The sequence below is a fragment of the Chitinophaga sp. genome, from assembly GCF_017745275.1.
In the GTDB taxonomy this organism is placed as follows: domain Bacteria; phylum Bacteroidota; class Bacteroidia; order Chitinophagales; family Chitinophagaceae; genus Chitinophaga.
In genome coordinates, this window is record NZ_JAGHZS010000007.1 from 394,278 (window position 1) to 412,653 (window position 18,376).

The following is an 18,376-nucleotide window of genomic DNA, read 5'->3' on the forward strand; positions in this document are numbered from 1 at the left end:
ATAACTAAATAATGCCCGCTCTTTTCATTCGCTATAATAGCTTTATGCTTTCGGCTTCCTCAATATTTCGCTGGTTGACCTGCTTTCGGTATCGAGGCATTGATAAATGCCCGGATATCATTATTCCCTGCTGCAAGGTCATCTTTCCTTAAATACATCATATGACCACTCCGATAGCCATACCAGGAGAGGCGGTCCTTCAAACGGCCACCTGGATCCATTTGCCACATACTGTATTTGGCATTGAAATAGTCGCAGGCGCCATCATAGTAACCGGATTGTATCATCACATGCAGGTAAGGATTGGCGGCCATAGCGTCGCGGAGATTGGCGCCGGTGTTATCGCCTTTATTATCCCAGGGAAATACCTGGCCAAACATCATGTATTTTAAGTCGGTTTGGAATTTCAGTTCTCCTCTCAAATAGATATTGATAGCGGGTGTAAAGGCATGTAACCAGGACGTCAGCTCTGCGTTATAGTCCGGGTTGTTGCCGGCATCTTCCCGGTCAATGCCACGGTAACGGGAGTCGAGCCGGCCTACCGTATAGCCTTGATCCCGTAACAACTCTTTCCAGAAAAATCCCGTAGGTACGTCCAGGTTATGCTGCAGAATTACTTTCTCAGAGAGCCCGGAGTAGCGTGCCATTTTAGCGGCGATGGTTTTACGTTGCTGGTCGTCCAGGAACCCACCCTGGCTGATAGCCGGGATCAGTTCGCGGATGGTAAAGTCTTCCACTTCAGGTAAAACGGCGGTGAGGTCTTTCTGTTGCAGATCCGCAGGCAGCGCTTTGTGGTACCAGGCGGTTGCGGCAAAGTAGGGCAGACGCAGGGCTGCATCAACCGGACCGCTGCGTGCAATACCCAGCTCTGTAGGCGATACCAGGATGACACCGTTCAGGTACATCCATTGTGCATTTTGCAATTCCAGGGCTAATCCGGATACCCGGGTGGTACCATAACTTTCGCCTATCAGGTATTTGGGAGATGCCCACCTGTTCTGGCGTGACACGAATGTGTTGATCCATTCGGCCAGGTAATGGATATCTGCATTCACCCCGAAGAATTTCTCCCTGGGGACGTCTTTCCCGATTAACCGGGAGAAGCCGGTATTAGCCGGGTCTACGTATAAAATATCTGCGATGTCGAGGATGGATTCAGGATTTTCGTGTATGCCATAGGGTTGTACGGGGTAGCCTTCTGCATCTATATTCAGCAGGCGAGGACCGGTATAAGCTATCTGCATCCATACTGAAGGCGTACCGGGACCGCCATTGAAAGAGATGACCAAGGGCCGCGTACTGCGGTCCTTCACATCTGTTCTTTCGTAATAGGTGTAGAAAAGTCCGGCTAATACTTTACCGTCCTGGTCCCACACCGGTTGCGTACCTGCAATAGCTTTATAGGGGATCTTCTGGCCTTTCACGGTGACGTCGTGATAGGTAGTTACCGTAGTATCCGGGTTAAGCGTTACCGACCAGTGCGACGGGATGTCTTCCTTTAGCGAGGGAGCCGGTGAAGCGGGCGTGTTTTTCTTTTGTTGCGCCTGTACAGATGACAGGCTTACGATGCCCGCCATCAGCAATGGTAGCATCAACGGTGTTCTCTTTAAGTTCATGAAGCAGATCTTGATTGTTTTTCAAGATTAGTAAAACCCCTGATAAATGCAAACAAATTTATTTGAGCGGAAAGCAGAAAGCAGAAAGCACAAAGCTATTGCAGCGGATGATTGTCGCAGATATAATATTCGCTTTGATCCACTCGCTGCAATAGCTTTGTGCTTTCTGCTTTATGCTTTCCGCTCTATTCACATCTGATAGTCGCTCGGCCTTTTACCCACCAGTTTGTAAAAGGTATTACTGAAGGCGGAAACGCTGTTGTAACCGGTGTCCCACGCTATTTCATTGATGGTTTTCTGTGTTTCCAGCAGGTATCCCATGGCTTTGATCATCCGGGCCAGTTTCAGGTATTGGAAGAAGGAAATATCCATGGTAGAACGAAATAAACGGGTGAGGGTTCGTTCACTGTAGTTGAATTCGTGGCCTACACTTTCCAGCGATAATGGCTCTCCCAGGTTTTCCTGTATATACTTCAATACAGGGCGCAGCCGCGGGTTTTCCGTGGTAGGCAAAGTAATAGGTAATGGTACCGAACTGATCTCCGGTAACATGTTTTTGATGGCTTTGATGAAAATGAAACGTTTATCGTTGGGCAATATGTCGCCATCCCAGGTGGCAGTGTGCAGGATCATTTCCAGTAGGAGGTTGCTGACAGGGTAGATGCCCGTCTTAGTGTAAAAAGGATCCAGCTGATCTTCCGGTTCGCTGAAGAAGTAGATGGTGCGGACAAAGTTAGCCGGATAACGGTGTTGAAAGTAATGTTCCACGCCCGCTGGCACCCACATGTAGTGGCGGGCAGGGAGGAAATAGGTTTTATCTTTTGTGTACAAAAAAGCGGCTCCTCCCTCAACATAGGTGAGCTGTCCTTTGTTATGTTGATGATAGGAAAAGTGATGTTCCGTTTTCCAGTGCCACACATACGCGGATTCCGGGATGGCATCAACGTCTTCCAATACCAGTTGTGGATTAATATCTTTCATTTGGCCGGATCTAACAATTTTATGGCAATTTATAGAAAATAAATTAACTGATAGGGTTGGAACTTTGCATCTTCATCACAATAGATATGTCTACAATTACTAATAAGTGGCTGGCCGGAGTGATGCTCTTTGCATTCTTCAGTATCCAAACGGCGGCCAGTCAGAACCCTGAGCAAAATACCCTAACGTTAACGGATGTATGGAAGAAAGCAGATGTATATAACCGGCAACTACAAATGCAGTATTTGCGTGTTCAGGGCATGGAAGCACGCACCAAAGCGGCCAAAGACGAGCGCCTGCCGGAAGTAAAGGCCAATGGGGTATATGCCCGTGTTTCCAACCTGGCCATTTATGAAGATGGTCTTTTTAATGCACCTACACAATATCCTGTTGTACATGGCTATTACCAGTTCGGCGCCGATGCCTATCTCAACGTTTATAACGGTGGCAAAACAACCCGCGAAATTAAAGTGCGGGAAACAGAAGCTGAGCTGGCAAAAGAACAGCAAAACCTTACTGGTACTGAGATACGCTATAAGGCCGCTGCGCTTTACTTCGATGTCTACCGGGGACGGATGTACGAAAAAGTGATGTTGCAGGATATCGCGGAACGCGAAAAGGAATTAACGGAAATCCGGCAGCTACATAAAAATGGCGTCGTCCTGAAAAGTGACCTGCTCCGCGCTGAATTGAAATTGTCTAAACAGAAAATGACGCTGCTGGAAATACGAAATGGGATCGCCATCGCTAACCAGCGGCTGAATATCATGATAGGGCAGGCCGATAGTGTAGAAAACCACCTGGCCATAGACACGCTGCTGCTGCCGCAGGCACCTGCACGCACCTACGAAGATTACCTGGCAGATGCGTATGAGCATTCCTTTGCCTTTAAGATATCAGAAAAAGAAACGGCGCTGAGTGAACTGAAATTGAAAGATGTGAAAAGTAACGTTCTGCCCAAAGTAGGGCTCTATGCGGAGTATGCCTATACGTATCCACAAATCCTCTTTTATCCTTACTCCATCGCCTTATATGGCCTTGGACAAGTAGGGGTTAAAGCAGGGGTACCCATCTCCGCATTATACCAGAACAAACATAAAAAGCAGGAAGCAAAGATCAACCTGGAGCGCCAGGAAATTGAACATGCGGATACCAAAGATCATGTCAGGGAAGATGTAAAAGCCGCCTACCTGCGCTATACCGAAGCACTGACCCGCATCGGCGTAGCCAACGAAAATATTACACAGGCCAAAGAGAATTACCGGATTGTCAATAATACCTATTTCAACCAGTTGTCGTTACTGACAGACCTGCTGGATGCAGAAACACAATTGCTGCAATCCCGCTTCGACCTTACCACTGCGGCCGTAACCGCACAATTACAATACTATCAATTATTGAAAGCAACAGGCAACCTTTAATATATGAAGACGAACACAAACACCACTACGAATAAAACGGACAGGCTTATTTCACGTATTACTACCATCATTGCATCTATTGTAGTGGTATGCCTGGCTATCTGGGGAATAAGGACATTGCTGTACCAGATGAAGTTCGAAGAAACCAACGACGCACAGATAGATGAATATATCAACCCGGTAGTGGCAAAGGTGACCGGTTATATTGAAGAGATCCGGTATGAAGAAAATCAGGAAGTAAAAAAAGGGGACACACTGATTATCATTGACAACAGGGAGTATGCCGCACAACAGCAGGAAGCAGAAGCGTCGCTGTTAAATGCCCAAGCACAGGTAAGTATCCTGGAAAGTAATGTTACTACAACCGCCCAATCTTCCAAAGTGTACCAGTCGCAGATTGCGGCAGCCAAAGCAAAGCTCACTCACCAGGAACAGGAATATGATCGTTATAAAAAGCTATACGACGTAGAATCCGCCACCAAACAGCAATTGGAAAGGGTAGAGGCAGCACTGGCTGTTGCCCGTTCAGATTATAATACCGCCATCGATGCCTACCAGGCATCTCTCGCTAAAATCAATGATGCCAGGGTGCAGCAGAACGCACTGGAAGCAGAAATAAAACGTAGAGCGGCAGTGGTGACTAAAAACGATCTCAATGTATCCTATACCATTATCACTGCGCCATATGATGGAAAGATGGGCCGCCGGACCATTCAGCCCAAACAACTGGTGCAGGCCGGACAGGTAATGGCCTACATCGTGGATTGGGAAGCAGGTAAGTGGGTAGTTGCCAACTTTAAAGAAACACAAATTCGCCATATGAATGTAGGTGAAAGGGCGCAAATTGTAGTAGATGCCTATCCGGGGAAAAAAATTACCGGGAAGATAGTATCCTTGTCAGGTGCCACTGGCAGCCGGTTTTCCCTGTTGCCGCCAGACAACGCCACGGGTAACTTTGTGAAGATAGCCCAGCGTATCCCGGTGCGTATCCGCCTCGACGGCTCTCCCGAAGAATTGAAATTACTGTCTGCCGGTATGAATGTGAATGTATCTATTGCAAAAGAACGTAAATAGTTATGGGGCAGGGTAAGCAGATATTTCGTTCCTGGGTGCCGGAATGGTTGATCCGGCTAACCATTTTCCTGGTGTTGTTTCCTACGGTGATGTTGTTTGCATTGTCGACGGCTAACGTGAACGCCGCTACGGGATTTTATGGGGCAGAGCCGCAGGATATACAATTTTCCATGCTGGTATACTACGCCGCGCTGGTGGCTTTCACGCCGATGGAGAAACGTTTTTTCAGCCGTATTGCCACGAAAGAGTATTTCCTGATTTGTATGGTGCTGCAGGTGGCGGTAACGTATTGGTGCTATCACACACGCGAATTGCCTGCACTTTTCATTTGTCGCTTTTTGCAAGGGGTATTGAATTGTGGTGTCACCAGTATTTGTTTAACGTTGTTATTCAGCCGCCTGAAATCAGAGCATGCCCGTGAAACAGGTTATGCTATTTTTTATGGGATGATACTTTGCTCCGGATCGTTAACATCGTTAATTACTGCGCCTTTAGTAGATGATTTCGAATATAATGCCCTTTATAAGATGGTCATTTATTCGTTTGTACCGGGTGCTGTATTGTTGCTGCTGTTGATGAACCGCGTGCACCTGGTGCGCCGGGTACCATTGTATCAACTGGATTGGACCAGTTTCTTTCTGTATGCGCCTATGCTGATTATGCTGGGATATATCCTGATTTACGGACAGCAGTACTACTGGCTGCAGGATCCACGCATTATTGGATGCCTTATTGGAATTGTGCTGCTCACCATCACTTTTGTTGTAAGACAGTTGCACCGGAAGCGTCCATTCATCCATATAGACGTATTTAAATCAAGAGCATTTTTATTTGGGATTTTGTTACTGGCGGGACTTTACCTGATCCGTGGATCCTTCAATATCACGACCAGCTTCTTTGCTACGGTATTGGGACTGGATCCGCTGCATACATACGAATTACTGATTTACAACCTGATAGGGATTGTTATCGGATCTGTTATGTCAACACGACTGGTGATCAGGAAAAGGCCATTACAATTTATCTGGTTGGTCGGATTCTTTGGCTTGCTGGTGTTTCATAGTGTGATGTATTTCCTGTTTACCTCAGAAGCAGATCAGTCTACTTTTATTTTGCCGTTGCTGATTCAGGGTTGGGGAGCCGGTATGTTGTTAACGCCGATTGTGTTATTCATTATTTCTTCTGTACCGGAGAGTATTAGTGTGTCTGCATCTACAGCGGGGGTATTTATACGATATACTTTCTTTGGTATGAGTACAGCGCTGATCAATTACTTTTCACTCTACTTCACCAAAACACACGCTATGCGTTTAAGTGATGGCTTATCGGGGGCAGATAATGGCCTATCGGAGCGACTACACACTTACCAGGGCGCGTTGGAATCGCGGGGGCTCATGGCTGATCAGGCGGCTAGGCTGGCGCCTGGGTTGTTGGATAAAGCAGTACAGAAGCAAGCCTTTCTGAAGTATGCGATGGATTATTATGAACTGGTGGCGATTTTGATTTTAATACTGATGTTGCTGATTGTGGCTACGCCGTATATCATTAATCGCACAGTCATTAACGTGAAAGCCAAGCAGCCCGCGGCAGCTACGATGTAAGCTAAGTCGCCTGAGAATTGATTGTAACCCCGGTGTTTTGTCGGAGAGCTGCTATATAAAGGCTTCATTGCGTTCATAACCATAAAGGTTACACGCTTTTATGATTTTATGGGCAGCGTCACTGATTTGGTTCTTCCAAAATCATCCAATGATTTTACAGTAAAAAATTGGGCATCTGATTCGATACGGGATTTCTATTTGTGATTCGCGGCGGATTTAGAAGGAAAATTTGTTGTACAGGCGCCAGGGAAGAGGGCTCCCGGATTCAAGAAAAATTCACCGACAGTATTATTTATTCACGCATGATCCGGTTTAAAAATGTTTTTTGCGAATCTAGGCGCGTGAAGGGCGTGTTAGTTTGAGCTGGGTAGTATCATTCGATACGAAAATCGCCTGGCTAAATGGTGTCGCAGCGTTGAATCAGGGGCGGCTAAAGTGGAGTAGACTAAAGAATTTTATGTCTTGAAATGATAATTTTTTATTTAACATAATATAAATTATAGGAAAAATGTGGACACAATATTATCAGAAAGTTTCAAGTATTTTTTATTAAAAATTAGGGAGTTGAAAAAATCTGATTTTTCGGCCGCTGTTTTAGAGGGTCATGCTGGGCTGTGCACCTGGGGTGTAAAGAATTGAGTTTGTACAGCGCTTGTTTAACCAAAAATCAAAGAGCAACTAATTAAAATATCGCTGCCAATGTATGGTATTTTTTCAAACGCACAAAAAAAGCCGGTAAGATTACCAGCTTAAATTAACCCTATGCCCTATCAGGCTGATTTTATGAACCCTGTTTCTTTGCAACCCGATTTATCATGTCCAGCACCTCGAAAAATGAAGTCCTGACGGCTTTCGATTCCGCTGCACTCAAATCACCTGACCGTACTTTTCTATAGTAAGTTGCAGTACTCCACCCACAGGCGCAGCTAACAGCCTCCTTAAAGGTTGTATGACCAGATGATAATAGTTGATTGTACATCTTTAGTTCACTTAATTTTGGATCACTTTTTTGACTCATATAGGTGATATTTATAGGCTTAAAATATTGGGGACTGCTGGAAAGCAATCCCCGCGGCCTTTCGCCACATACCAATACATAGTGCTTCGGTATTTCCTTTCCTTAGAGCAACCCGCTCATTTCAAGGGAAGGGCGCTGCCGCCGCGCCACTTCCCCTTGACCCCATCCCCGGCGGGGGTTTCCAAACAATGGGGGCCTATATTTACGGGCTTATCTATAGTTCTTATCCGTTAAGCCCATTGCCAGCTTGCGCAGTCCATACTCAAACGCTACCATTTCAGTATTTTGATCCACGGTTAAATCACCAAATGCAGGTGTAGCACAGAATGCCTCCATGAAACTGAATACCATTTCGTTCACTGATTCCTTCGGAAATATGTCTGAGAAATAGACAACCTTTTTAGGGTCGCGAGAAATATTGAAACGCTTGATTTTGCCAGTATTGGCATAGTGTTCCAATGTTGGATATAGTGAGATAAAAAACAGCGTAGATTCGACTATATGCGGGGAAAGTGGAGAATCAAAAATCAAAGGCAGACTAACAGCGGTAGCCGCTGTTTCCAGTATCTTTTTCCGCCTCAATGCTTTGAACAATACAAGTTTTGCCTTAAACTTACGAGCCATAAAATGGGGTTTGGTCACCGTACAACAACGTAGTACCGAAGCACCATGTGTTAAGGACTTTCACCTCGTGCCAAACCCCAGAACTTTTATGCATGAGAAATTCTGTCCGGGGCTGGGCGCTTCGGTGAGATATTTAACTAGTTGTTGTACGCGGCAAATATAAATATTTTACAAACATCGTAACAAAATATATTGACAATCTTTCACAACCGCGTAAGTACCTGCCGGTTTATGCAAGATACTATAGTCCCAAGATGCCTGCCAGTTAAGGGTTTTCAATGAATCAATTATATCTCCATTGTTCGGCATTAATAGCACGTGCTGGTAGTCAACAGTGTATTTGAAATTATCAACCTCCGAAACACCTGCAGGTAATTCCGGGGTAGAAAATACTACTCCGAACCTCACATCATTTGCATGACTTTCACCTTCATTTCCATGTGAGTATCGCGATGAATGAATGACTTGAACATATCCATTACCCAAGTCCTCAAAGTCCTCAATCTCGTGCATATTCCCATTCATACCCATCACATCCCATGAGGTAACCGTATTACTTAGTCGTTCTGGGATAATCATTCCTTTAACGGCAAGAACATTCGGCAAAGATGCCGGAATCTTTAGCCACAATGAAGCACTAGCGTTGTTTCCGGGATACGGGATGTCCGTTACATTACGGCTATCAATTACAGCTCCGATTTCTACAGCTGATCTCCACACACCCGGTTCGCCTACAAACTGAAATTTTATTTTCTCTAATGGAGGGATAACAGCCCGGCTAATAACATTTGGAGTGGTCAATTCCAGCTTATATGCAGGCGCTTTAATATGCTTAAAAAAGCTGTCAGTAAATACGTAATTCTGCATCATGAAATTGAGTTTATTACGGTGGTGTTAATTTGGGCCTGTTCATCAGCATTCAGGTATTTTCGCACATCCGCTAAAAGGCTATGGCCACGGGCCTTTTGTGCATAAAACTGGCTTGTTAATGCAGCTTCTTGCACTGTATTTAAACGGTTGAGGTTCTGAATTACGGCGCCCTCATCTTCCCCAATGCTGTAATCCATAATCGGTATAACGCCAAACATTGGATGATAATTCCAAATTGCTTTTTCGCATTTTTCAGCTACATCTTTGCATACCGCTATACGCTCCGAACTAACGTTGCTTTGTTTAGCTATAGCTTCCATCTCTGCAATACTGCTAACAGCATTGCCAGCAGACCGGATGCCAGCAAATACCTTGTATATGACGTATACAGCCCCTCCAACCAGCAGATACTTTTTCCAGCTTTCAAACCCTTGCTTTTTATTCATCGTGGCATTTTTAAAACGTAATACATAGCACACAGAAAAATAGCTATTGACATAGCTATAAAGCTGTTTGTTTTTACCGTTGTAATGGGAATCTTTGAACTATTCAACAGCTTACCAGTGGCAGCTTCCCACTTCTTTTTTATCTCACCTTTAGTAATTACGCCGCTTTTATCAGTATCGAATCCTTTATTTCCCTCATAAATTTTGCTCCCGGAGGAACCAAATACAGTACTGTCGGGCTTATTATACAATGGCGGATGGAGCATCAGTGCGTATACATCAAATGCCTCTTTGGGCTTCTCCTTAAAAACCTTTTGCCACTGCAAAAAATACTTTTCTACATACACCAGCTGTTCCGCTATTGACATTGAAGGAAGGCGTTTATACAACCCTTTCTCCAGCTTTTCAGCAGTTGATTCAAGGAACTGAATTAGCCCGGTTGCCCCACTATTCTTGTTCTTTATCGACGGACTAAAAGTACCACCTGTTTCAAATGCAATCGACCGGACAAGAGACAGCGCCGGAAAAGCCAGGCGCTGCTCAATGGATAGGATAAGGCTTAATTCATAATTACTCAACATCAGCTGAAGGTTTTGAAGGTTTAGAGGATCCCAACAGTTCCGGGTAATCTTCCGAAACCTTTGTGACCACAGTTTTTACTGCCTCTAAAATGATAATTACAACCCCGGCGTATTTCAATGCTTTTAGTAAACTTTTCATCTTGTTTATTTTTTTCTATATGTACCAAAATACCCACCGTTAGGTGCACCCGGATTGGCCACCATTGCGAGATCAGGAATAGTTAACAATCGGCGATTAGTGTTGTAAAATCCTGTAAAAGTTTTTTTCCCTGTGCTGAACTGGACACTAACCACCCAATGTTCATATACTGGATTTGCAGTTTCGCGTTCCTTCCGGGGAATCGCAACGAATGAGATAAACCCACGTGTGCGGGACTTATTCCAGCCGCTGATAAGGTTATCGTCTACCCTTTCACCGGTTCGTCTGCTGGTCCAACCTGTACGCATTTTACAGCCGCTTTTTTTTCGCTGTTTGCCTCCGTCGAATGATGGTCGATTATTCGACCATCTATTCGACCATCCACGGCTATAGTTGCTATTTGTATACCTTCCGTAAGCCATAACTACCTTCTTTTAGACGTTTTTTTCCAAATGAATACAGCCACGAGAACAGCTGCTAAACCTGCGGCCACCTTACCGGGTGTCGTTGTCAGAAACTCTTTTATTTTTTGCATTATCTATGACGTTTTTTGTTGTTATAAACTTTGTAGATTAATAAGGCTAAACCCGCTACAGGAAGCCATTTAAGGTATTGCCATACACCTGCATTCTCTGCGGCTTTTTGTGCCTCCAAACCGCTAACAGCGGCATTTGCACCAGCAACAGCACCGCCCGCAGCAGTAGCAAGAAGTGTTTGGCCTGCTGGATTGAAAACAGGTATCGGGCGGCCGTCTTTCTGCTGTCCGTATTTTGTCATATAGTCAGCATCAGATAAATCACGTTTATCCGCCTCCTCCTGTGAAATCATCATTGCTCCTTGACCTACGATTTTACTCGCGATCCCTCCCACAAAAGGGATTGCACCGGCAACAGTATTAGCAGTTTTCCGCAGCAGATTTCCCATGAAGGTACCGCCGGGCTTACGTTTGAAAAGATTCCCTAAAAAAGACATGCTTAAAAGTTTTTGTGTTTTTCAGTGTAAATCACGAAGGCGTTATAATCCTTTGGGGTGATTGCCACTTTAAGCGCATCAAAGCAGCTTAACGAAATGTAGTTATCATAGCCTGCAACAACGTCGCTTCCGGTGCTGTTAACGCACACGAGATCGTTAATGGCGCGCGCTAAAAATTCCAGTTCTGCGCCTGTGTACTTGGTTGTTTTTGTTGGATACACAATATCTATTTCATCGATTTTGGAAATAGGCAAATGCAGCATTACGCTATCAGCAACATTGAGGTCTTTTGTTTGACCTGTAATAGTGACGGCGGAAATTGCTTTGTAGGTGCTGGACAGAATGGGTGCATCGATAGAACTGATGTTCGTTACTGTTGTAGCATTGGCGTTATCAAATGCTATGCGGATATATTCCCCCTCCTCCAAATGCAGCGAGCCATCAGGACTCAATTTAACCAAGCCTTTTACAAGTTTCTCGTCACGCAAATAGAAGCCTTCTTCAAACGTATTCATTTCCAACATTGTCGCGAGCGACATGCGCGGATAAATTTCTTTGCTGCCGCGATTTTTGGAAAAAAAATCCACCTTAAGAGTAATTTTAGATAGATCAATTGGGGCTGTATCAGCCAACGAAATCCCGATTCCATGTGCGGAACTCTGAAGATAAATATCATCTTTTGCAGCACCGGTAAAATTTGATAATAGTTTCATGTTATAAATATGATTTACAGCAAAGAAACTATTCACAACCAGCACTAATGCCCGGCCTATACCCTTTCTGACCCCTTTTTAGCCTTATTTTGCCCCTCTATTACATCCAGTGGAACACCATACAATATATGGAGGTGATATTGTGTAATGCGCTTAATTTTAATTTCCTTCCTATCCCCTGCTATCATTCGCTTTGCAGTCTTTTCACATACAGCGAATAAACGCTGATAGTCTTTATAGGTCAGTAGCTTTATTGTTATTCTCATCTTAGAAAATCGTTGCTTGTTCATAAGTTTCATTAATCAGTCCCGCTCTTCGCCCCAGTATGGAAAGTTCAGCTGATCCACCTGGGAAATGCTGTAAATACCATGTAACCAAATCCCGCTTTATTAGAAACTCCATGAGCATACGTGCCCCATAGATAAAATAATTCTTATCAATCCTTTTAGCAGTGTGGTTTTCAGCTTCCCACCGCTTAATAAATATCTTATCCATACGCGATGACTCTGCCTTTTCTGTAAGCCTCATTAATACCGTATTAGGCTTGTCAAGTTCCAACAGAAGCACCGGTGTGAGGCGGTCTTTACGCCCTCCCCTACCTGATTCATAGAAACTGAAATGTTTATGAAAAAGTGTCTTATAAAATGTGAAACTTTGATTAGGATCTAAAATCGCCAAAGCCTTTACAGGTGTGACTTCTCCGAAGTCATATTCTACCAGTTCTTTACAACTTGATTTCAAGCTGAACTCTAAACGCCATACAGTCGCATCTGCCGGAAACCCGGCAGATTGCCACATTTGCCTTATCCAAGGTTTATTTTTCTTGGCGTCAAGTTCTACTGACTTGTTATAGAGGTAGTAATTAACCTCACTTACTTTGGAGCCAAAGCGCAGGTATTCAAAAAGGTTGGTACTGTCTTTATGAGAGCCGAGAATTGCAAAGTTTGCACGGTGCTTCTTAACATATGTTCCGTTAAGGAACCCGCGGATGAAATCCGCCGGGTTAAGGTCACCAGCAAAGCTGGTAAAATCTAACGCGAGATCGAGCCGGCTAATAGCGTGGAATTTTAAATGATATTGCCGGAGCAACTCTATAACAAAGCCTTTTAAATTATCTTGATAGAGAAATTTATTTTCAATTTTCAGTAACCCCATATCGCCGCCGAGGAAACTTGCATGAGGCTTGCAGACGAGCGAGGCGCATTTTTCAAAGGCGCCGGAAGGCATAAGAACAGAGATTTCGTATACCTCCCGGAACTGCCTTGTTTGGTAATCCAGTTTTTCAGTATGATACCTGAAGGTATCAATGGCCTGAATAGTAACCGGGCATTTCACGTGGATTTGCAGCCAATCCACAGCATGTACATAATTCATTATGAGTTCATTCGAAATGAATGCTCCCACAATTGATGGCAAACATACTCCCGTTTTACTTTACGGGAGTCGCGCTACCCTACTATACAGAATTCTATATTTACAGACTCTAAATAATACAGATTTCTGTATTTGTAAGGCAGTGTAGCTAAACCCAATCCAGCACTTCCAAATTTTTAAAACCTAGATGCTTCACTAATTTGCGATACATGAAACGTGATTCGTAGAACGAAACGTTAACGCAGATTCCCGGAAACTTCGAGGAATAAATGTTTACTGTTCCATCATCAATAAAAAATAACCGGTCAGGGATTTGGCTACCGGGCATTTTGTAGCGTGGAAAGTAAATAAAACGGCGGTGAACAGCTTGGGCTTCAATCCCATGGTAGGTAAGGAACTTTCTAAAGGCGCGGGCATTCGTAATGCCCAATCCTTCCCACCAAAAAAAACGGGGCACTTCTTTCACATAGTAATCAAGATAGGCATCTGACATATACCCCCAATCAAGTTGGAGAACAAATGCCGACCTGATTTTTTGGTGACTGGTAATAGGGAATGTGATACAGTTACGCAGCATAGGCGCGACTTTGCGGTTGACTCTCATAAATCAAAGAACACTTTAATGTGGCTTAATGACGAAGAATTTAGTACTTTCACAAAATATCAGTTGAATATTTTTTAAAATTATCATGTATAAAATATTAATTAACAATAATATTATCAATATGATAAACTTTAAATTTATCAAGGCACTTCTTCTCCTGAGAGAACATTAAAACCATCTAAAACATTCTCCTTCTGCATTTTATATACTATAAATTATAGGAATAATCCTGAGCACAAAAGATGACTAAAAAAAAGTTCTTAGTTATCTGCGGGCCTTTCTAGCTGTTTAAAAATCTGCTCATCTTTTAGGTCCTCCGAGGCGGTGATTTTCAGAATTATTAGTGAGCTGATAATCTGTACCAAAATCTCACTTCACTCTCAGTAACTGCCTTATATCGCCAAATTGAAAATTTCGTATGAGCGTCCGCGTATTTTCAAAATGCTGCGCCCCCTATTACTGAGACTATCTTTCGTTTCTTGCCGCTTCGATATTATTACGAAGTATTCAGCTGCCTAATCCAGGATTGGTTCTTCGGGCGTCTAAACAGTTGAAAATGAACGAGCTGAGAATCGAATAAAAAAGTTCAGTCCCGACTATACACAGGATGTTGCATTCTCAGCCCATTTAAAATGCATAAAAAAACCGTTTGAAACAGGATGAATTTTTCATCTCATTTCAAACGGTTCAAAACTATCTCAATCCGGAACGCCGGAAAAAAATTAGCTACGTTTCACTGCAAGCATTTCGATTTCTATCAACATACCGTCAAGGGCTAAACGTGGTACCGGAATCAATGTATTTACCGGGAACTTTTTATCCGTCCAGATCAGCGATGTTTCCTCCCCAAGGATATGCAGTTTGTTTTCAGTGTGATCTACTACCAGCGTGGTTTGCTTTACTACATCCTGGAAGGTTAATCCCTGTGACGCCAGCGCCGTGGCGAGGTTGGCGAAAGCTTGTTTAACCTGTGTACGAAAATCGTTGACCAGGTGGCCATCAGCGGTTTCACCGCCTTGTCCGGAGATATATACCAATGTATGGCCAGCAGGCACCACGGCCATGTGAGAATATGCATTGGGGGTTGGATCGTATAAACCCGCAGGATTAATCAACTGTGGGGTTTTGATGTCATTTTCCATGCTATTGATTTTTTATTTATCCTGCAAAGTAAAAGGAATTTGTTACAGGAAAACCGATACAGAATGTTATCGATCCCCCATAACAGTCACGTTTCCATGCGGTTCAATAAATTCAATGACTTCGCCATCCGGTCCATATACCAGCGAATTATGAATGGTTAGCGGTGGTTTCCCCAGGTGCAATACCGACGGTGGCACGCAGCTCTTAGCACCTAAAGCAATGGCCTCGTTATAAGCCACGGTGGCGTCTTTCACGGTGAGCGCAAAATGACGTAGCGCACCAGTTACAGGAGATTCCCCTGGCAACGCACGGCGTCCCTGTGCCGGAATATGAGCGTTCCGGTCAAATATTTCTATATAACCATTACTACCTGGAATGTTGAGCAGCGCTGCATATTCGATATTAAACTCTGGCAGTGTCCAACTATGAAACTGTCGTAGCCCCAATCCTTCATAAAAACGTATGGTGGCTTTATAATCGTTCGCTTGTATGGCGATGTGATGTATGCCTGTAATATTTGTCATCTGTCAAAGGTACCTGCTATGGCGTAAAGAAATCTGTACTAACAAAATTGTTAGTTCAACTTCCTGACCTCCAGTCGCTGTGCACCATAGATGCCGGAGTGTCCGCTGAAATAATAGGCTGTAAAGCACGCGATGGCGAAATACAATACGTGATTAGTGCCAAACAATTCGATGCCCATCAAGGTACAGGCAATGGGTGTATTGGTGGCGCCGGCAAAAACAGCAATGAACCCAAGTCCGGCAAAGAGATCAACCGGGGCTCCCATCAGCAGTGCGAGCGTATGCCCGAGAGTGGCACCTATGAAAAAAAGTGGTGTCACTTCTCCCCCTTTAAATCCCATTCCCAAAGTGATGGCCGTGAAAACCAGCTTCCAGAGCCAACTCCAGTTGTTTACATTACTGTTGGCGTCGAAAGCAGCCAATATACTGATGCCGTCAGGCGATTTACTGCTGACGCCTAAACCCAGGTAATCCGTGGTTTCGGCCAGGTAGCTCAACAATATAATAACTACACCGCCTGCCACAGGGATTAACCAGGGTATTTTAATATAGGCGTTCGCGTGATGCTTAATGCGATGCATCAATTTGGAAAACAGGGCGCTGCTTAGTCCAAATGCTGCCCCTGCTACTATTACTTTTCCCAACAGCCAGAGGTCCAAGTGAATAAAAGGAATAGCAGCGGTAAGGGGTTCTCCTATATAATGAATAGCATAATGCGTGTGATGAATGTTCCAGGCGCTGCAAACGATGTCTGCAAAAACGGCGGCAATTAAGCAAGGTACCAGCGCATCATAACGCATCACGCCGATAGCCAGCACTTCCAGCGCAAATACAGCGCCTGTCAGTGGTGTGCCAAACACAGCGCCGAAACCGGCAGCTATTCCTGTCATCAGTAAAATTCGTATATCCGCTGCTGATAGTCCCAGTTTTTTACCGATCAGGCCGGCCATGCTGCCACCGATCTGTACCGCCGTTCCTTCCCGCCCGGCAGAACCACCAAATAAATGGGTAATAATAGTCGTGAGCAACACCAGCGGCGCCATTCGGGCGGGCACGCCACCGCCAGGCTGATGGATCTCTTCCATAATCAGGTTATTCCCTTTGTCGGCCTGTTTGCCACCAATCCGGTATAACCAATAAATAAGTACGCCTGCCAGTGGCAATGCAAATAATAACCACTCGTGTTCCCAACGTATATGCGTTACCAGGTCCAGTAACCACAAAAACAAGGCGACCAGTGAGCCCACAATGATGGCTACCGGTATTACCAATACAGTCCAGCGCAGTAGCTGATAAGCTACCGTCAATTGTTCCAGCGAATTTTTCAGTTTATTCATATCCTACAAATAGCAATGTGATATGGCAGCAGCTACCATGCTAATATTTGTAGGCGCCATCAGACAGCCTATGGCTGACGGTTGGGATCAGGAAGACACCATTTCCTGTTACCGGTAAAAGTAATATTAATCTTTTAATAATCCAGCAAAAAATGCTGCGCCCCATAAGGCCGACTTATCATTATTGACAATATGAATAGGTACACTAGCCAGCAACTCCGCCATACGATCGCCTTGCATATAGTGATGATAGAACTCGCCCGTTTCCAACAGCACTGCTATTTTAGGAGGAATCCCACCTCCCAGGAACAGGCCCCCGGTGGCCTTCATTTTTAATACCAGGTTACAGGATTCCCTGGCAAGATAACGCACAAACAAGTCCATCGTTTTCACACAAACTGGTATCTTATCACTAATAGCTGCCTTACTGATTTCGGCTGAAGGATCCCCGGCATTCATCGCGGCACGCAGTGCAGTAGGTTCTTCCATCCCTTTTATATCTCTCAAAAACTCGTAAATATCATATATCCCCGGGCCGCTGATCAATCGTTCCCAACTTACAATATCATATTTCTCCTGCAGATAACGCAGCAACAGAATATCCAGGTCGGTTCTGGGTGCAAAATCGGTATGGCCTCCTTCTGTAGGAAATGGATGATGATACCTGCCATCCCAATACAACCCGGCCATACCCAAACCCGTTCCAGGCGCAATGATGGCCATGTTACCCGTATGTTCGGCAGCCCCCCGGTGTAACGTGGTTAGCTGTTGAGGCGATAAAGTAGCCAGTCCATAAGCCGTGGCTTCCAGGTCGTTGATCAGGGCTACCTGTTGTATACCGGTAGTCTGACGGATTTCATCTTCACTCAGTTCACGTGATAAATTAGTCAGTTCCACTTTCCCCTTTACTACTGGTCCGGCTACGCCAATGCATATACGCTGCGGTGGCGTGTCATTGCTTTCACTGATAAAGTGCTGGATGATCTCCGAAAAATTAGCATAATCGCGCGATGCATACTTATGCTCCCGGATCATATCCAATTGCCCCTCAGCGCTGCTAAACAGTGCAAGGTTTGTTTTGGTACCTCCCAGGTCACCGGCTAATAAATAAGTTTGGGTATCCCCTGTTTGCGGTGGTGCTATAAATTGAGGCAGATAATGCTGCTTTTTCATTGTTTGCATCGCTGTGGAACTTTATACTTAAAAATAAGGGTTTCCATTAAGATTGCAGCATGATATGTTTTGTTAATAAATGTAGACCCGTCTCCCCACCTGGCATTATTGGAATAGCTTTTGTTCCGGCATGAACAATTTCAGGTAAAAAGTGTAATTCAAAAA

At 44.4% G+C, this 18,376-nt stretch carries 19 protein-coding genes and 1 riboswitch; of the genes, 3 read left to right on the forward strand and 16 right to left on the reverse strand.

Features of this window, described 5'->3' with window-relative positions; genetic code table 11:
• Window positions 1-59: 59 nt before the first annotated feature.
• Together J7623_RS21110 and J7623_RS21115 are read right to left on the reverse strand one after the other, a co-directional pair.
• Window positions 60-1,616 (reverse strand): carboxypeptidase, encoded by a 1,557-nt coding sequence (locus J7623_RS21110; protein WP_291924108.1) that lies wholly within the window; start codon window positions 1,614-1,616, stop codon window positions 60-62.
• A 189-nt stretch (window positions 1,617-1,805) separates the two neighbouring features.
• Entirely contained in the window at window positions 1,806-2,597 is a 792-nt protein-coding gene (locus J7623_RS21115; protein ID WP_291924110.1) for an AraC family transcriptional regulator, read from the reverse strand.
• 86 nt (window positions 2,598-2,683) lie between these two features.
• On the opposite strand from J7623_RS21115, the gene J7623_RS21120 reads away from it, so the two are divergent.
• The 3 genes from J7623_RS21120 to J7623_RS21130 are packed head-to-tail and all read left to right on the forward strand — an operon-like array spanning window position 2,684 to window position 6,693.
• Entirely contained in the window at window positions 2,684-4,018 is a 1,335-nt protein-coding gene (locus J7623_RS21120) for a TolC family protein (protein WP_291924111.1), read from the forward strand.
• 3 nt (window positions 4,019-4,021) lie between these two features.
• Window positions 4,022-5,092 carry an HlyD family secretion protein gene (locus tag J7623_RS21125; RefSeq protein WP_291924112.1) on the forward strand — a complete coding sequence of 357 codons (1,071 nt, stop codon included), beginning with the start codon at window positions 4,022-4,024 and terminating at the stop codon, window positions 5,090-5,092.
• 2 nt (window positions 5,093-5,094) lie between these two features.
• Window positions 5,095-6,693 (forward strand): MFS transporter, encoded by a 1,599-nt coding sequence (locus J7623_RS21130; protein WP_291924113.1) that lies wholly within the window; start codon window positions 5,095-5,097, stop codon window positions 6,691-6,693.
• Window positions 6,694-7,921: 1,228 nt separating this feature from the next.
• Here J7623_RS21130 and J7623_RS21135 read toward each other — a convergent pair.
• The 14 genes from J7623_RS21135 to glk all read right to left on the reverse strand — a co-directional run bounded on the left by J7623_RS21135 (window position 7,922) and on the right by glk (window position 18,220).
• A complete protein-coding gene (locus tag J7623_RS21135; RefSeq protein ID WP_291924115.1) occupies window positions 7,922-8,335 on the reverse strand; it encodes a hypothetical protein in 414 nt (137 codons plus the stop codon).
• Window positions 8,336-8,503: 168 nt separating this feature from the next.
• Window positions 8,504-9,205, reverse strand: a complete 702-nt coding sequence (locus J7623_RS21140) for a hypothetical protein (protein WP_291924117.1) — start codon at window positions 9,203-9,205, stop codon at window positions 8,504-8,506.
• The gene (locus J7623_RS21145; protein WP_291924119.1) at window positions 9,202-9,651 is read right to left on the reverse strand and encodes a hypothetical protein; all 450 of its coding nucleotides are present in this window, start codon (window positions 9,649-9,651) and stop codon (window positions 9,202-9,204) included. Before J7623_RS21145 ends, J7623_RS21140 begins: the two co-directional genes overlap by 4 nt.
• Entirely contained in the window at window positions 9,648-10,229 is a 582-nt protein-coding gene (locus tag J7623_RS21150; RefSeq protein WP_291924122.1) for a hypothetical protein, read from the reverse strand. The genes J7623_RS21145 and J7623_RS21150 overlap by 4 nt, the downstream gene beginning before the upstream one ends.
• A complete protein-coding gene (locus tag J7623_RS21155; RefSeq protein ID WP_291924123.1) occupies window positions 10,222-10,371 on the reverse strand; it encodes a hypothetical protein in 150 nt (49 codons plus the stop codon). The genes J7623_RS21150 and J7623_RS21155 overlap by 8 nt, the downstream gene beginning before the upstream one ends.
• Window positions 10,372-10,376: 5 nt before the next feature.
• Window positions 10,377-10,679, reverse strand: coding sequence for a hypothetical protein (locus J7623_RS21160; RefSeq protein WP_291924125.1), 303 nt, complete (start codon window positions 10,677-10,679; stop codon window positions 10,377-10,379).
• A gap of 226 nt (window positions 10,680-10,905) precedes the next feature.
• On the reverse strand, window positions 10,906-11,343 hold the full coding sequence (locus J7623_RS21165) for a hypothetical protein (RefSeq protein WP_291924127.1): 438 nt from the start codon (window positions 11,341-11,343) through the stop codon (window positions 10,906-10,908).
• Between the two features lie 2 nt (window positions 11,344-11,345).
• Window positions 11,346-12,056 (reverse strand): hypothetical protein, encoded by a 711-nt coding sequence (locus J7623_RS21170; RefSeq protein WP_291924129.1) that lies wholly within the window; start codon window positions 12,054-12,056, stop codon window positions 11,346-11,348.
• 267 nt (window positions 12,057-12,323) lie between these two features.
• A complete protein-coding gene (locus J7623_RS21175; RefSeq protein WP_291924131.1) occupies window positions 12,324-13,472 on the reverse strand; it encodes a hypothetical protein in 1,149 nt (382 codons plus the stop codon).
• Between the two features lie 106 nt (window positions 13,473-13,578).
• Window positions 13,579-14,034: a hypothetical protein gene (locus J7623_RS21180; protein ID WP_291924132.1), complete on the reverse strand. Its 456-nt coding sequence runs from the start codon at window positions 14,032-14,034 to the stop codon at window positions 13,579-13,581.
• Window positions 14,035-14,756: 722 nt separating this feature from the next.
• On the reverse strand, window positions 14,757-15,176 hold the full coding sequence (locus tag J7623_RS21185) for a RidA family protein (RefSeq protein WP_291924135.1): 420 nt from the start codon (window positions 15,174-15,176) through the stop codon (window positions 14,757-14,759).
• A gap of 66 nt (window positions 15,177-15,242) precedes the next feature.
• Window positions 15,243-15,701 (reverse strand): VOC family protein, encoded by a 459-nt coding sequence (locus J7623_RS21190; protein WP_291924137.1) that lies wholly within the window; start codon window positions 15,699-15,701, stop codon window positions 15,243-15,245.
• Between the two features lie 50 nt (window positions 15,702-15,751).
• Window positions 15,752-17,038 carry a voltage-gated chloride channel family protein gene (locus J7623_RS21195; RefSeq protein ID WP_291924139.1) on the reverse strand — a complete coding sequence of 429 codons (1,287 nt, stop codon included), beginning with the start codon at window positions 17,036-17,038 and terminating at the stop codon, window positions 15,752-15,754.
• A 43-nt stretch (window positions 17,039-17,081) separates the two neighbouring features.
• Window positions 17,082-17,153, reverse strand: a riboswitch (Fluoride riboswitch).
• An 11-nt stretch (window positions 17,154-17,164) separates the two neighbouring features.
• Complete coding sequence (gene glk, locus J7623_RS21200; protein ID WP_291924141.1) at window positions 17,165-18,220, reverse strand: glucokinase; 1,056 nt, start codon at window positions 18,218-18,220, stop codon at window positions 17,165-17,167.
• Window positions 18,221-18,376: the final 156 nt, after the last annotated feature.